Raw genomic sequence first — 14,139 nt, 5'->3', positions numbered from 1 at the left:
GTGTTACCTTGAACACCTTGAGGTCCAGTGGCACCAGTAGCACCTGTGTTACCTTGAGCGCCTTGAGGTCCAGTAGCACCTGTGTTACCTTGAGGTCCCTGAGGTCCAGTAGGTCCAGGAGGCCCGCCAGAAGGTCCAGTAGGTCCGGTAACTCCTATACCAGTAGCGCCCGTGTTACCTCGAGGCCCAGTGGCACCGGTAGCGCCAGTAGCGCCCGTGTTACCTCGAGGCCCAGTAGCGCCGGTAGCGCCCGTGTTACCTCGAGGCCCAGTGGCACCGGTAGCGCCAGTAGCGCCCGTGTTACCTTGAGGTCCAGTGGCGCCAGTAGCGCCCGTGTTACCTTGAGGCCCAGTAGCGCCGGTAGCGCCCGTGTTACCTCGAGGCCCAGTGGCACCAGTAGCGCCTGCTGGTCCAGTAGGTCCGGTAGGTCCTTGAATGAACGAAGCAGAATTAACTAGAGCAGTTTGTAATGCTGCTATTAATTTAAGGAGCTCTTGAAGTGTGCAAGGGTCAATTCGGAATAATTTTGTAATGTATAGTAAATAGTTAATGAGATTTTGAAGCTCAATAAATACAGCGCTTGCTACAAAGGTTGGATTTCTTAATATAGTTATTAAGTTTTTAATAATAGCTAACCCTTGTGCTTTCAGGGAGGAAGTAGCGTCTAGTGAACAAATAAATTTACTCAGTAGGTTCAATGTATCGATTAGGTCTTCAATATTTTGGGGAGATGGATTTGCGAAAAGTTTTGGGATTATTTTTGTTAAATCAATAATAATCGCACGAAATGTTCTAAGTTGAGCTTTAGTAATTGGGATTGATGGAGTATTCGGGATTCGTCCGGCGCTACTTGGAAAGCATGGTTTGGAGAATTTGTTTTGATTGTCGTTATAACGAGACATTAAATCTCTCCTTTCTCACGAAAATGTGAACGAAACTCATCATAGTAGATGCAGAAATTAGTTAAATGGTCATAGTAAAATCGTTTGTTTAAAGAAAAAATAGAAAAAACGCCTTACAATAAGGCGTTTTTTCTATTTTCTGCGTATTGATAATATCGCTTTAAGGAAATTTTTGATTTGAATCCAGCGAGTTTTATAATTTCTGATTCAGGAGTTTCTTTTTTTATTAAGTTTAAAATATAGGTGTTACGAAAATGTTGTCCTGAAATTCCTTTACGTAAATTGGCTCTAGCCACTTCGAGGCGAATCATTTTTTGTATAGCAATTTCCGTTAATGCCTTTGGTGCATCATTTTCATATACCCACCTGTATGTTCCACGGTTAAAATCGAATGCGACAAATAATGGATCATCACTATGGTATTTAGGACGAACTGGTTCTGGGATGCTTTTGTAATAATTATATAGTTGTTTTTTGTCTTCTTTTGCTAATGTAATTGTTCTTTCTACACCTGCGGTTGCTGGGATTGATAATGTATTAGTTTCAAAGTGAACGTGATGCATTGTTAATGCTGTAAGTTCCTGTAAGGATAAACCGTAGTCAATCAATAGATTTAAAATAGCAATATTGCGATCCATTAATAAGGGGCGCACAGGAAGTTGTTTTTCTGAAAGTCCTTCTAATGAAGTGACTATATACTTTAACCTTTTTTCTTCATCAGGTGAAATGAAATCTTCGTTACGAAGTGTACGGTCTGGTTGAATAGATATTTCCATATTCTTCAATGGATTAGGAATGTTTAGAAAATGATGCATTCTATTTAGTACAATAAATACACGATGCATCGTTTTTTCTGAGTAATGTCGATTCGTTTTTAAATCGGAAAAGTAATCTTCGTAGTCTTTTGTACAAAGTGTAGCCCATATATTACTGGAAGGGAGCTTTTTGTTTTTTTCTAACCAATGTCCGAAGTCTTCAATGTCATAAACATAACGTTTAATAGTTGAGGGTTTTCGGCCTTTATTCAATAAAAAAATAGAAAAGGCTTGTATTGTATCATGGAATTCCGTTGTCTCCATAGTCCCACCACCTTAATTATTTCTTATATTATAGCAAACTTTTCTGAAAATAGGCATTTACAAGGGGGACAGGAATAATAATATTTGGTGAGTGGATAAAATGAGGTGATTGTATGGAACAATCGATGCGAAAGAAAAACAACAATCAAATTAATATTGTGTTAAACCATCGAAAGAAAATTTCTTTGCCAGCCGCAGAAAATAAAACGGTAATTTCAAATGAAACTGCAATTAAACATGAAATGCTGCAGAGAATTGAAGAAGAGATGGGGAAGCTTGTTGGGATGGAGGATATAAAAAAGATAATAAAAGAAATATATGCTTGGATTTATGTGAATAAAAAAAGACAAGAAAAGGGATTGAAGTCAGAGAAGCAAGTACTTCATATGCTGTTTAAAGGGAATCCAGGTACAGGGAAGACAACTGTTGCTAGAATGATAGGAAAATTGCTGTTTGAGATGAATATTCTATCGAAAGGCCACTTGGTTGAAGCTGAACGTGCTGATCTTGTAGGAGAGTACATCGGCCATACAGCCCAAAAAACAAGAGATTTAATAAAAAAAGCAATGGGAGGTATTTTGTTTATTGATGAGGCGTATTCTTTAGCTCGAGGAGGAGAGAAGGACTTTGGAAAAGAAGCAATTGATACGCTTGTAAAACATATGGAAGATAAACAACATGGTTTTGTATTGATTTTAGCTGGATATTCAAGAGAGATGAATCACTTTCTTTCATTAAATCCAGGGCTTCAATCTCGTTTTCCATTTATTATTGAGTTTGCGGATTACTCGGTAAATCAGCTATTGGAAATTGGGAAGAGAATGTATGAAGATCGTGAATATCAGTTATCAAAAGAAGCTGAATGGAAATTTAGGGATCATTTACATGCGGTGAAGTATTCGTCGCAAATTACATCGTTTAGTAATGGGCGATATGTACGGAATATTGTTGAAAAATCAATTCGTACACAGGCGATGCGGTTGTTGCAAGAAGATGCGTATGATAAAAATGATTTAATTGGAATATCGAGTGTGGATTTGATGCTCGAAGAGGAGACGCACAGTACATAAACTGTGCGTCAATTTTTGTGTATAAGTTCGTTTACTCTTTTTTTGCTTTTTCTTGGTGTGTTTTATGGAAGTGTTCCATTTTAGCGCTCTTTTCGTGTGCTGAATTAGGATCGTGTCCAAATTGATTTACTGAGCTTTTTTGAGCTCCTTTATTAACGTGGTTTGTCATTTGTATTCACCTCACTTTAAAAATTAGTATAAACATTATATAAAGAAAAAATCGTTAGAAAAGAAAAACCTCTTTACGATATGTAAAGAGGTTAGATTGCTATTTATGCATTGAACGTTCTTTCGTTTCGATACGTCTGTGCGGTAAATGCCATTTGTAATGAATAGAAACCATGCGGAAGCAAACAATTAAAATGAATAGAATGTAAAGAGCCCAATCGCTAACAATAATTTGAGCTCCAATTAAGAAACCTGCTAAAATTGTCCAAAAGGCATATACTTCAGCTCGAAGAACGAGAGGTTTTCTGCGGGCTAAAAGATCGCGAATGATACCGCCGCCGATACCAGTTAAAACAGCTGCTACAATTGTGGCGCTAATTGGTAAATTTAATTTTTGGGCATATAATGCTCCTTGTACAGCAAATGCCGATAAGCCGATAGCGTCAGTGATATTTTCCCACTTTTTCCAATGTCTAATTAACTTATTTGGAAAAAGAAAAATAATAGTCATTGATAAAAGTGCGATTTGGAATAACATGTCTTGTTGCCAAAACGCGACAATCGGATAACCGATTAATAAATTACGAAGGGCACCTCCCCCAAATGCGGTTGCCATTCCTAAAATATACACCCCGAAAATATCATAATCCTCTTCCATTGCAACAATGGCTCCGCTTAGTGCGAAAGCGATTGTGCCTATGATGCTAAAAATCTCCCATGCCATGAATTTTCTCCCCCGCTAACTAGATGAAATGTGCTTCCTCTGCTATTATATTAGAAGGTTTAAATTTCGAAAAGGATGAGTGAACATATTTGATGGAAGAAAAAGAAAAAGTCATATTAGTAGGCTGTCAATTGCCACAAGATGATGATGAAAAATTTATGCATTCCATGAAAGAGCTTGCATCACTAGCGAAGACTGCACGAGCAGAATTGTTAGTGTCAACAACGCAAAAACGACCAAAGTTTCATCCGGCAACTTACATAGGTAAAGGGAAATTAGAAGAGCTTACAATGTTAACTGAAGAGTTAGAGCCGGATGTTATTGTATTTAATAATGAATTAACGCCGAGTCAAATTCGGAATTTATCCTCAGTATTAGATGCGAGAGTAATTGATCGAACGCAACTAATACTGGATATTTTTGCGCAACGTGCGAAGTCGAGGGAAGGTAAGCTTCAAGTAGAATTAGCTCAGTTGCAATATACAATGCCGCGTCTTATGGGGCAAGGATTGTCCTTATCGCGTCTTGGTGGTGGTATTGGAACAAGAGGACCGGGTGAGACGAAATTAGAGACGGATCGTCGTCATATTCGATCGCGTATTGATGAAATAAAGAAACAACTTGCAGTTGTTGTGGAACATCGAAAAAGATATCGTGAGAGAAGAAAAGATAATAAAGTATTTCAAGTGTCATTAATAGGGTATACAAATGCAGGGAAATCGACACTGTTTAATAGATTAACGGAAGCTGATACGTTTGAAGAAAACCTTCTGTTTGCAACATTAGACCCAACGACAAGGAAGATGCCGTTACCTTCTGGTTATACAGTATTACTAACTGATACTGTTGGTTTTATACAAGATTTACCTACTTCATTAATCGCTGCTTTTCGTTCAACACTGGAAGAAGCGGGGGAAGCAGATGTCATTTTACATGTAGTTGATTCCGCGGATCCTAACTACATAGGGCATGAAAAAACAGTAAAAAGATTATTATCAGAACTTGAAATTAACCATATTCCTGTTATTACGTTATATAATAAAAAAGATGAATTACATCAAAACTTTATTCCGTTTCCGAAAAGTGATTTCTTAATGACTAGTGCTTTTGAAGAAAGTGATTTATTGCGTATAAAAGAAGCGATAGAAACGAAGATGAAGAAAGAAATGGATCGTTATCGAGTGGAAATCCCTCCGAGTGAAGGTAAGTTGTTAACGCTTTTAAAGACGGAAACTCTATTAGCAAAGATGGAGTTTCTAGAAGATAAATTTGTATATGATTGTGCAGGGTATATTTTTACTCATTCATCGCTTAATGTGCAATTAAAGAGATTTTTAGTGGAAGAAGGAGAAAATAAAAATGTTTGATCGTTTGAAAAATGGAGAAAAAATTGCTCCAATCGTAAAAGAAGTAGAGAGTCAGATTACAGAAGTACATAAACGTGCGGATGAAGTAATTGAAAGCAATCAGTTTCGTGTATTAGAAAGTTTTCGTAAACATAAAATTAGTGACTCGCATTTTATCCCGACAACAGGTTATGGTTATGATGATATTGGCCGTGATACGTTAGAAAAAGTGTATGCTGATGTATTTGGGGCGGAAGCTGGACTTGTTCGTCCGCAAATTATTTCAGGTACTCACGCTATCTCTACAGCGTTATTTGGTATTTTACGCCCGGGAGATGAGTTATTGTATATCACTGGGAAACCGTATGATACGTTAGAGGAAATTGTTGGTGTACGTGGGAAAGGTGTAGGTTCATTTAAAGAATATAATATCGGTTACAATGCAGTTCCGCTAACTGAAGCTGGGCTTGTTGATTTTGAGGCTGTTGCAGCAGCGATTCATAATAATACGAAAATGATCGGTATTCAGCGCTCGAAAGGTTATGCTACTCGTCCATCGTTTACTATTTCTCAAATTAAAGAGATGATCGCGTTTGTTAAAGAAATTAAACCTGATGTTGTTGTGTTTGTAGATAACTGTTATGGCGAGTTTATTGAAGAGCAAGAGCCATGTCATGTTGGTGCAGATTTAATGGCGGGTTCGCTTATTAAAAACCCGGGCGGCGGAATTGTTAAAACTGGTGGTTATATTGTAGGGAAAGAACAGTATGTTGAAGCGTGTGCATATCGTTTAACATCTCCGGGAATTGGCGCGGAAGCTGGAGCGTCTTTATACAGTCTGCAAGAAATGTATCAAGGGTTCTTCTTAGCGCCACATGTTGCAGGACAAGCGCTGAAAGGTGCAATTTTTACAGCTGCGTTTTTAGAAAAGTTAGGAATGAACACGTCACCAGCGTGGAATGCACCAAGAACAGACTTAATTCAATCTGTTCAATTTGATGATAAAGACCGTATGATTGCCTTCTGCCAAGCGATTCAATATGCATCTCCAATTAATTCGCATTTTACTCCGTATGCAAACTATATGCCAGGCTATGAAGATGATGTAATTATGGCTGCGGGAACATTTATTCAAGGTGCAAGTATTGAATTGTCTGCTGATGGTCCAATTCGTCCGCCTTATGTTGCTTACGTCCAAGGTGGGTTAACTTATTCACATGTGAAGATTGCGATTTGTTCTGCAATTGATGCATTAATTGAAAAAGAATTATTAACAATTTCTTAAGGGGAAGCTGTCGATTTCGGCAGCTTTTTTCGTATAAAAGTAATGATTTATGCGATTAGAAAAAAGAATGAAAAAATTCATAAAAAAAATTATAAAAAATCATGTAAGAAAAGCTAACATCTATTGACACTAAACATAACATAGTATAAAATGAGAAGCAGTTAAGGCGAAGGAGGAACTGAAAAATGAAAGAAGATAGACGTTCTGCCCCGCTGTTTCCTATTGGTATTGTTATGGATTTAACACAATTGTCTGCACGTCAAATTCGCTACTATGAAGAGCATAATCTTGTTTCTCCAACCCGTACAAAGGGGAATCGTAGATTATTTTCATTTAACGATGTAGATAAGTTGTTAGAAATTAAAGATTTGTTAGATCAAGGCTTGAATATGGCTGGTATTAAACAAGTGTTACTAATGAAAGAAAATCAAACAGAAGCAGTGAAAGTAAAAGAAGAAACGAAAGAAATTTCAAAAACTGAGCTTCGCAAAATACTTCGAGATGAACTACAACATACAGGTAGATTCAATCGAACTTCATTGCGACAAGGTGACATTTCAAGATTTTTTCACTAAAGATAACTGATTCTGAAGGCGATTAGAGGGACTAAGGAGGAATTTATAATGTCTAGATACACAAAAGAAGATATTTTCCGTTTGGCGAAAGAAGAGAATGTAAAGTATATCCGTTTACAATTTACGGACCTTTTAGGGGTAATTAAAAACGTAGAGATTCCAGTGAGACAATTAACGAAAGCTCTTGATAACAAAATGATGTTTGATGGATCTTCGATTGAAGGTTTCGTACGTATTGAAGAATCTGATATGTATTTATATCCTGATTTAGACACTTGGGTAATTTTCCCTTGGACAGCTGAAAAAGGTAAAGTAGCTCGACTAATCTGTGATATTTACAATGCAGATGGCACTCCATTTGATGGAGACCCACGTAACAACTTAAAACGTGTGTTAAAAGAAATGGAAGCTTTAGGATTTTCAGACTTCAATCTTGGACCAGAGCCAGAATTCTTCCTATTTAAGGTTGATGAAAAAGGAAATCCAACATTAGAACTAAACGATAACGGTGGATACTTCGACCTTGCGCCGATGGATCTAGGGGAAAACTGTCGTCGTGATATCGTTCTTGAACTTGAAGAAATGGGATTTGAAATTGAAGCATCTCACCATGAGGTTGCTCCAGGGCAGCACGAAATTGACTTTAAATATGCAAATGCAATTCGCTCATGTGATGACATTCAAACATTCAAACTTGTTGTAAAAACAATTGCTCGTAAACATGGTTTACACGCAACGTTTATGCCAAAACCACTATACGGTGTGAACGGTTCAGGTATGCACTGTAACTTATCATTATTTAAAAATGGTGAGAACGTATTCTTTGATGCAAACGGTGACTTACAATTAAGTGATGATGCTCGTCACTTCATCGCAGGTATTTTAAAACATGCACCAGCATTTACAGCGATAGCAAACCCAACTGTAAACTCATACAAACGTCTAGTGCCTGGATATGAAGCGCCTTGTTACGTAGCATGGTCTGCACAAAACCGTAGTCCGTTAGTACGTATCCCTGCATCTCGTGGTATTAGTACACGCGTAGAAGTACGTAGTGTTGACCCAGCTGCAAACCCATATTTAGTAATGGCTACATTATTAGCTGCAGGTCTTGATGGAATTAAAAACAAATTAACTCCACCAGCAGCAGTAGATCGTAACATCTATGTAATGACAAAAGAAGAGCGCGAAGAAGCAGGTATCGTTGACTTACCAGCAACATTAGCGCAAGCATTAGTTACATTACAATCTAATGAAGTAGTATGCGGTGCACTAGGAGAACACTTACTTGAGCACTTCATCGAAGCGAAAGAGATTGAGTGGGATATATTTAGAACACAAGTTCACCAATGGGAACGCGATCAATATATGTCTCTATACTAAGAGAGAGAAGCCTTGATACTACGGTATCAGGGCTTTTTTTAGCTTTTTTTAAGTGAAGTTATTGGATTGTTTTTGATTTCCTTGAATCATTTTACTAAGAAAATTTTTTCGATAGAATCGATCTTCTCTTTTTTTTAATTACTTGTGCTATAACTTAATAATTTTTTACTGCCTGTACGACGCGACCAATGATTTTTACGTCCTCATCTGCAAGGTTGTAAGTTTGTGGCTTGTGAATCGAATCATTACTCAATGGTATTAACGTAATGATACTTAGTTATAAAACAGTCTTATTCAGGGATTCGTCAGTTTATTTTCTAAATTTAGGCAATAAATATAGCTTAGTACCTTGCAATAAACAATACCAAATGGTATATTATGGATAAGATAGGTACTGTGCATTGAACAGTACTAAGATAGGAAAGGAGGATGGCACTTGAACGTTCAGTTTAAAAAAGGTGTGCTTGAACTTTGTGTATTAGCACTTGTAAAACGTAAAGATAGTTACGGTTATGAACTTGTTCAGCAAATTTCTAATAAATTTTTAATATCGGAAGGGTCAGTATACCCTTTATTACGTCGTTTGACGAAAGAAGGGTATTTTCAAACGTATTTAAAGGAATCTACGGAAGGGCCACCTCGTAAATATTATCAATTAACAGAGCAAGGGGAGACGCAATTTCATTTGTTAGTAACAGAATGGTGTGATTTTGCGAAAGGGGTACAAGAAATTATTGAAGGGGTGGAATGGGATGAGTAAAGAAGGGTTTCTTAAAGAATTATCAAGTTATCTTAGAAAGTTACCAGAGGAAGAGAGGCAAGATATTTTATTGGATTATGAAGAGCACTTTCAGTTTGGACTAGAAGAGGGGAAAACTGAATCAGAAATAATACAAGGCCTTGGTTCTCCGAAAGTAATAGCGAAAGAATTACTTGCGATGTATCGCTTCGATGAAATGAAAAAAAATCCATCGACTTCAAATGTGACAAGAGCTGTTATGGCAGCGATTGGACTTAGTTTGTTTAATTTTATTATTGTGTTAGGACCGTTAGTCGCAATTATTGCTTTTATATTTTCTTTTTGGATCGGTGGTATTGCTAGTGTAGTAACACCATTTTTCGTTATTGGAAAAGTATTTATGGGTACTTTTATATGGTTGGATCTTTTCGTTAGTATAACGTTTGTTGGAGTAGGTTTATTGTTATGTATTATCGCTTTTTATAGTACAAAGTGGTTTAAGAGATTGTGTGTACGATATGTAATATGGAACTTCAAAATGATAAAAGGAGAGTAAATGATGAAAAAACTATTTTTAATCGCTATTGCTTGTATCATTATTGGAGTAATAGGAATTTCCCAAACATATGAAAAAGCAGTACAAACTGCTAAAAAAGGCGATAAAGAAAATGTAATTAAAAACGAAACATTAAAAAATATAGAAGTTAAGTTAGATGCCGGGGATATTATTGTCCAAAAATCTCCTGACTCTTCTTTTTATATCAAGCAATCAGGAGATGTACGTAAACAAGAGATTCGTATCGCAGAAGATGGTGACACATTAAAAGTTATTGGGGAAAGAGAAAAAGGTGCTTCATTTGATTTTTCTTTTTACGATTTTAGGTTTCAAACGTCTAAATTGACTCTCCTTGTGCCCGAACGCTCTTACCAAGATGTAAAAGTAAATTCATCTGCTGGACAAATCGAAATGAGTGATGTGAAAAGTGATAGCGTAAGTGTTAGAACACTTGCTGGAGAAGTAGAGTTGAAACAAATAACGGCTAAGAATGTGGAGGGATCGACAAAAGCTGGTGAGGTGAATTTTAAGAAGGTATTAGGGAAAGTGACCGCAAAAACAACAAGTGGGGAAATAAATATTCAAGATCATGATTCTAAGTATAATCTAGAAGCAAGTTCAACTGCGGGAGATATAGATATTACTTTATCGGAAAAACCACAAGATGCGGTAATTACTGGGCAAAGTGCTGCCGGAGATGTAACGATTTTTAATGAAGAAAATAAAAACGTAACAATTGGAAATGGTAGTAAAAAGATTAGTGGTAAAACGGCTGCTGGAGATGTGACGATTAAAACTCGTTAATAAGAAATAGAATGCATGGAAATCTATCAAAATACAAAAAAGAAGATAATTACCGTATATAAATAAGGTAATTATCTTCTTTTTATTATTTTTTAATGTAAATCACGATATACGCCAATTACTTTCCCGATAACTGACACTTGTTTTAAAATGATAGGTTCTAATGAAGAATTTTCTGGTTGTAAACGGAAATGGTCTTTTTCTTTATAGAAACGTTTAACAGTTGCTTCATTATCTTCTGTTAAAGCGACTACAATTTCACCATTATATGCAGACTGTTGTTGGCGAACAACAACTAAATCTCCATCGAAAATACCAGCTTCAATCATACTATCTCCAGAAATACGTAACATGAACACTTGGTCTGCTCCAGCAACAATACTAGCTGGAAGTGGGAAATGTTCCTCTACGCTTTCGACCGCTGTAATTGGTAAACCAGCAGTAACTTTTCCGACAATTGGAACTTGAATAACAGATTGTGTTTCCGTATCCATTCGGTCTTCACCTAAAATTTCAATGGCACGTGGTTTTGTTGGATCGCGTCGAATGTATCCTTTTTCTTCTAATCGTGATAAATGTCCGTGCACTGTAGAACTAGAAGCGAGGCCGACTGCTTGACCAATTTCACGTACGGAAGGTGGATATCCTTTTTCTTGTACTTTTAGCTTAATAAAGTCGAGAATGTCTTGCTGGCGTTTCGTTAACTTTTCCATGTTTTCTAACACCTCGTTTTCTTTCATTTTTCTTATTAATAAGTATAACATGTGAAAAAACATTCTACAAACATAAGTTCGAACAAATGGCGGATTTATGTTACACTATAGGGAAATAATAGGGAGAAAGAGGGGTTCAAAATGAATGCAATTATTTATGCACGTGTGAGTACAACGAAAGAAGCGCAAGAAACATCATTATTACGTCAAAAAGATGAATTATTGCATTTAGCTGAGCGCTATCAAATGAATGTTACTAAGGTGATTGAAGAGCAGGCTAGTGGATATACAATTGAACGTGACGGTATATTAGAGGTGTTGGATACAATTCGAGACGAACAAATTGATGTGTTACTTATACAAGATGAAACGCGTCTTGGTAGAGGAAATGCGAAGATCGCGTTAATGCATTGTTTACATAAAGAAGGCATAAAAGTATATACGCATACACATAACGGTGAATTACAATTGTCGGATTCTGATTCGATGGTATTAGATATTATTGGTATTGTTGAAGAATATCAAAGAAAGATTCATAATATGAAAATTAAACGAGGTATGCAACGTGCAGTAGAAAAAGGTTATCGTCCAGAAAAAAATTTAAAAAATCGTCATTTAAGTGTAGGAAGAGAGAAAAAAGAAGTGCCAATTGAGGAAATTGTACGTTTGCGAAAAAGTGAACTCACGTTTGAAGAAATTGCAGCAACATTACGTGGATTTGGTCATAATGTTTCAAAGGCGACTGTACATCGTAGATATGTAGAGTATACGAAGCAATTGCTTGATAAAGAAGAGTAACTATTGTATGATAATAATCAGTTTTGATTAGAAGGGGGATTCGAGATGATTAATCACGAACTCGTTGAACGCATTAACTTCTTAGCGAAAAAAGCAAAAGCTGAAGGTTTAACTGAAGAAGAGCAACGTGAGCGTCAATCGCTACGTGAACAATATTTAAAAGGATTTCGTCAAAATATGTTAAACGAACTTAAAGGTATTAAAGTTGTTAACGAAGAAGGTACAGATGTTACACCGACGAAATTAAAAGCTTTAAAAAAGCAAGATAATGCAAAATTAAATTAAAAGATGGGCGAAGCCCATCTTTTTTATTTGTAAAAATCGTTATTTAATAACTTTCCAGTTGTTATTAACTGTTGCTTCTATCGTTTTATGTTCCAATATATAATTAGCGATAAGTTCAGACATATCTGTGGGTATATCTTTTACTACTGGTTTGTTTTGAAACATAAAGAAATTTCCCCCGCCACTTGCACGATAATTATTCATTACAACGTCATATTCTTCATTCATATTAAGAGGAGCACTGTTATGCTGTAAAGATTCTACTCTTTCACCAATTGGTTTTGAAATGTTTAATACGTATGAAATCCCTTCCCACATATCATAATTATAATGTTGTGGCTTTGGTTCTATGTAGGTAGGACTTACGGTGATTGATCCATCTGTTTTTAATGTGAAATAAGAAGCAGAGAGTTCAAGAGCATTTTTTATATCTGCTCCAGTTATTTTAATTACTTTTAATGTGTTTGGATAAATATAATTAGAAACGATATCACGCATTGTTACATGTTCCGGGAAACCTGGAGATGTATTATGGAACAAACTTGTACAAGAAATTGATACATTAGCTATATTCATCTGTATTTTATTTATGAATTCTATAAAAGGATGATCATGCAAACGAGTTTGCATAGCATCTGAAATTTGCATGTCCCCTTGAATGATTCCAATAGGTTGATCAAGCCACTTTTGTGTTTTCTTTTCGTAATCGGCTACCAATGAAAGTACATCTTGGTCCGCCTCAAATCCTTGTACAGATAATAATTCAGAAGAACTCTCTTTTTTCACCCATTTATGTTTCGTTTTTTCGAATGTTACTTTTACTTTTCCAACTGAGTGTCCATTGCATCCGGTCTGTAAAATTGTTACACCGTTAGCCATTGTGTGAGAAATTTCCCGGTGTTGGTGGCCTGTTAATAAGATATCTATGCCTTCAATTTCATGGCACATTGCATATCCTTGGTTTTCTCCTGTTAACACTTCAGTCGGTACCCCGGTTTGTAAATCTCGTTCAACTCCCCCGTGATACGCTACGACTAGTAAATCTGGTTTCTCATGTTCGCGAATATAAGAAACCCATTCTTTTGTAGTCTTTAATGCATCTTCAAATAGTAAATCTTTAATGTGATGGGACTGTTCCCAATTTGGTATGTAATGTGTTGTTACCCCTAAAATAGCAATTTTTATATTGGATTCAATCTGTTTGATTATATAAGGTTTTCCGAAATAAGGTTTCTTTATGTTTTTACCTAAAATGTTTGCTGATAGGTACGGGAAGTTCGCAGTAGTCACAGCATTATTTAATATATCCATCCCGTAATTAAATTCATGATTGCCGATAATTGCAGCGTCATACTGTAAGTAATTCGCTAATAAGGACATTGGGTTTTTTTTGTTTTTTTCGTATGTAACATAATGATAAGTAAATGGTGTTCCTTGAATAAAGTCGCCATTATCAATTAAAAGAACGTTTGTATTTTGGGAACGTTCTTTTTTTATAAGAGTAGAAATTTTAGCTAAACCAAGTTCTGCTGGGGAGTTATCTTGGTAGTGAATAGGATAAACAGTGCCATGTATATCGCTTGTTAATAAGATGTTTAAAGTTACAGTTTGATTTTGTTCCAATATGACTCACCTTTTCTATTGTTATCTTCCAATTCATCATATCAAATATGTGAAGAGAATTTTAATGTGAGTGTATAGAATGTGTAAAG

General features: G+C 36.1%; 16 protein-coding genes and 1 pseudogene. 10 read left to right on the top strand and 7 right to left on the bottom strand.

The window, feature by feature from the left end; all coding sequences use genetic code 11:
- Both AB6801_RS16495 and AB6801_RS16490 read right to left on the bottom strand, forming a co-directional pair.
- On the bottom strand, positions 1-902 hold a 902-nt coding region (locus tag AB6801_RS16495; protein ID WP_370941101.1), incomplete at its 3' end, for a collagen-like repeat preface domain-containing protein.
- A gap of 113 nt (positions 903-1,015) precedes the next feature.
- Positions 1,016-1,981, bottom strand: a complete 966-nt coding sequence (locus tag AB6801_RS16490; protein ID WP_000450319.1) for a tyrosine-type recombinase/integrase — start codon at positions 1,979-1,981, stop codon at positions 1,016-1,018.
- A 113-nt stretch (positions 1,982-2,094) separates the two neighbouring features.
- Between AB6801_RS16490 and spoVK the strand changes: the two genes are divergently transcribed.
- Positions 2,095-3,051, top strand: a complete 957-nt coding sequence (gene spoVK / locus AB6801_RS16485) for a stage V sporulation protein K (RefSeq protein WP_000438176.1) — start codon at positions 2,095-2,097, stop codon at positions 3,049-3,051.
- Positions 3,052-3,082: 31 nt separating this feature from the next.
- On the opposite strand, the gene AB6801_RS16480 is transcribed toward spoVK, so the two are convergent.
- Together AB6801_RS16480 and AB6801_RS16475 are read right to left on the bottom strand one after the other, a co-directional pair.
- Positions 3,083-3,220: a hypothetical protein gene (locus AB6801_RS16480; RefSeq protein ID WP_000181501.1), complete on the bottom strand. Its 138-nt coding sequence runs from the start codon at positions 3,218-3,220 to the stop codon at positions 3,083-3,085.
- A gap of 99 nt (positions 3,221-3,319) precedes the next feature.
- Complete coding sequence (locus AB6801_RS16475) at positions 3,320-3,943, bottom strand: trimeric intracellular cation channel family protein (RefSeq protein ID WP_000312267.1); 624 nt, start codon at positions 3,941-3,943, stop codon at positions 3,320-3,322.
- 92 nt (positions 3,944-4,035) lie between these two features.
- Here AB6801_RS16475 and hflX point away from each other — a divergent pair, with 92 nt between their 5' ends.
- From hflX to glnA, 4 genes are all read left to right on the top strand, one after another.
- The gene (gene hflX, locus AB6801_RS16470) at positions 4,036-5,310 is read left to right on the top strand and encodes a GTPase HflX (protein WP_000391395.1); all 1,275 of its coding nucleotides are present in this window, start codon (positions 4,036-4,038) and stop codon (positions 5,308-5,310) included.
- Positions 5,303-6,574, top strand: a complete 1,272-nt coding sequence (locus AB6801_RS16465; protein ID WP_000460289.1) for a methionine gamma-lyase family protein — start codon at positions 5,303-5,305, stop codon at positions 6,572-6,574. Before hflX ends, AB6801_RS16465 begins: the two co-directional genes overlap by 8 nt.
- A 185-nt stretch (positions 6,575-6,759) precedes the next feature.
- The gene (gene glnR, locus AB6801_RS16460) at positions 6,760-7,149 is read left to right on the top strand and encodes a transcriptional repressor GlnR (RefSeq protein WP_000656783.1); all 390 of its coding nucleotides are present in this window, start codon (positions 6,760-6,762) and stop codon (positions 7,147-7,149) included.
- A 48-nt stretch (positions 7,150-7,197) separates the two neighbouring features.
- A complete protein-coding gene (glnA, locus tag AB6801_RS16455; RefSeq protein ID WP_000092763.1) occupies positions 7,198-8,532 on the top strand; it encodes a type I glutamate--ammonia ligase in 1,335 nt (444 codons plus the stop codon).
- A gap of 154 nt (positions 8,533-8,686) precedes the next feature.
- On the opposite strand, the pseudogene AB6801_RS16450 reads toward glnA, so the two are convergent.
- Positions 8,687-8,806, bottom strand: a pseudogene (locus tag AB6801_RS16450) (LexA family protein); the annotation flags it as partial.
- A gap of 162 nt (positions 8,807-8,968) precedes the next feature.
- Here AB6801_RS16450 and AB6801_RS16445 point away from each other — a divergent pair.
- From AB6801_RS16445 to AB6801_RS16435, 3 genes are read left to right on the top strand one after another with little or no spacing between them, the layout of a single operon-like run.
- Positions 8,969-9,292, top strand: a complete 324-nt coding sequence (locus tag AB6801_RS16445; protein ID WP_001102627.1) for a PadR family transcriptional regulator — start codon at positions 8,969-8,971, stop codon at positions 9,290-9,292.
- Positions 9,285-9,827: a DUF1700 domain-containing protein gene (locus AB6801_RS16440; RefSeq protein WP_000031383.1), complete on the top strand. Its 543-nt coding sequence runs from the start codon at positions 9,285-9,287 to the stop codon at positions 9,825-9,827. Before AB6801_RS16445 ends, AB6801_RS16440 begins: the two co-directional genes overlap by 8 nt.
- Positions 9,828-10,631 (top strand): DUF4097 family beta strand repeat-containing protein, encoded by an 804-nt coding sequence (locus AB6801_RS16435; protein ID WP_000976240.1) that lies wholly within the window; start codon positions 9,828-9,830, stop codon positions 10,629-10,631. It abuts the gene before it with no gap.
- Between the two features lie 92 nt (positions 10,632-10,723).
- Here the strand turns inward: AB6801_RS16435 and lexA are convergent, their stop codons facing one another.
- Entirely contained in the window at positions 10,724-11,344 is a 621-nt protein-coding gene (gene lexA / locus AB6801_RS16430) for a transcriptional repressor LexA (RefSeq protein WP_000413738.1), read from the bottom strand.
- A 141-nt stretch (positions 11,345-11,485) separates the two neighbouring features.
- Here lexA and AB6801_RS16425 point away from each other — a divergent pair, with 141 nt between their 5' ends.
- Both AB6801_RS16425 and AB6801_RS16420 read left to right on the top strand, forming a co-directional pair.
- Positions 11,486-12,142, top strand: a complete 657-nt coding sequence (locus tag AB6801_RS16425) for a YneB family resolvase-like protein (protein WP_000991472.1) — start codon at positions 11,486-11,488, stop codon at positions 12,140-12,142.
- A 45-nt stretch (positions 12,143-12,187) separates the two neighbouring features.
- On the top strand, positions 12,188-12,427 hold the full coding sequence (locus AB6801_RS16420; protein ID WP_000607015.1) for a DUF896 domain-containing protein: 240 nt from the start codon (positions 12,188-12,190) through the stop codon (positions 12,425-12,427).
- A gap of 39 nt (positions 12,428-12,466) precedes the next feature.
- Here AB6801_RS16420 and AB6801_RS16415 read toward each other — a convergent pair whose 3' ends face one another.
- Entirely contained in the window at positions 12,467-14,050 is a 1,584-nt protein-coding gene (locus AB6801_RS16415) for a bifunctional metallophosphatase/5'-nucleotidase (protein WP_097999068.1), read from the bottom strand.
- Between the last annotated feature and the right edge of the window lie 89 nt (positions 14,051-14,139).

It is taken from the genome of Bacillus sp. RCC_6_1 (assembly GCF_041360755.1).
Classification (GTDB): Bacteria; Bacillota; Bacilli; order Bacillales; family Bacillaceae_G; genus Bacillus_A; species Bacillus_A cereus.
The sequence above is the reverse complement of the archived record's forward strand: the minus strand, read 5'-3'. Positions and strand labels throughout refer to the sequence as shown.

What these genes read in the sequence shown, in the direction of transcription:
- AB6801_RS16490 (WP_000450319.1), bottom strand. Translation starts at nt 1,981, where the DNA reads ATGGAGACAACGGAATTCCATGATACAATACAAGCCTTTTCTATTTTT.
- spoVK (WP_000438176.1), top strand. Translation starts at nt 2,095, where the DNA reads ATGGAACAATCGATGCGAAAGAAAAACAACAATCAAATTAATATTGTG.
- AB6801_RS16480 (WP_000181501.1), bottom strand. Translation starts at nt 3,220, where the DNA reads ATGACAAACCACGTTAATAAAGGAGCTCAAAAAAGCTCAGTAAATCAA.
- AB6801_RS16475 (WP_000312267.1), bottom strand. Translation starts at nt 3,943, where the DNA reads ATGGCATGGGAGATTTTTAGCATCATAGGCACAATCGCTTTCGCACTA.
- hflX (WP_000391395.1), top strand. Translation starts at nt 4,036, where the DNA reads ATGGAAGAAAAAGAAAAAGTCATATTAGTAGGCTGTCAATTGCCACAA.
- AB6801_RS16465 (WP_000460289.1), top strand. Translation starts at nt 5,303, where the DNA reads ATGTTTGATCGTTTGAAAAATGGAGAAAAAATTGCTCCAATCGTAAAA.
- glnR (WP_000656783.1), top strand. Translation starts at nt 6,760, where the DNA reads ATGAAAGAAGATAGACGTTCTGCCCCGCTGTTTCCTATTGGTATTGTT.
- glnA (WP_000092763.1), top strand. Translation starts at nt 7,198, where the DNA reads ATGTCTAGATACACAAAAGAAGATATTTTCCGTTTGGCGAAAGAAGAG.
- AB6801_RS16440 (WP_000031383.1), top strand. Translation starts at nt 9,285, where the DNA reads ATGAGTAAAGAAGGGTTTCTTAAAGAATTATCAAGTTATCTTAGAAAG.
- AB6801_RS16435 (WP_000976240.1), top strand. Translation starts at nt 9,828, where the DNA reads ATGATGAAAAAACTATTTTTAATCGCTATTGCTTGTATCATTATTGGA.
- lexA (WP_000413738.1), bottom strand. Translation starts at nt 11,344, where the DNA reads ATGGAAAAGTTAACGAAACGCCAGCAAGACATTCTCGACTTTATTAAG.
- AB6801_RS16425 (WP_000991472.1), top strand. Translation starts at nt 11,486, where the DNA reads ATGAATGCAATTATTTATGCACGTGTGAGTACAACGAAAGAAGCGCAA.
- AB6801_RS16420 (WP_000607015.1), top strand. Translation starts at nt 12,188, where the DNA reads ATGATTAATCACGAACTCGTTGAACGCATTAACTTCTTAGCGAAAAAA.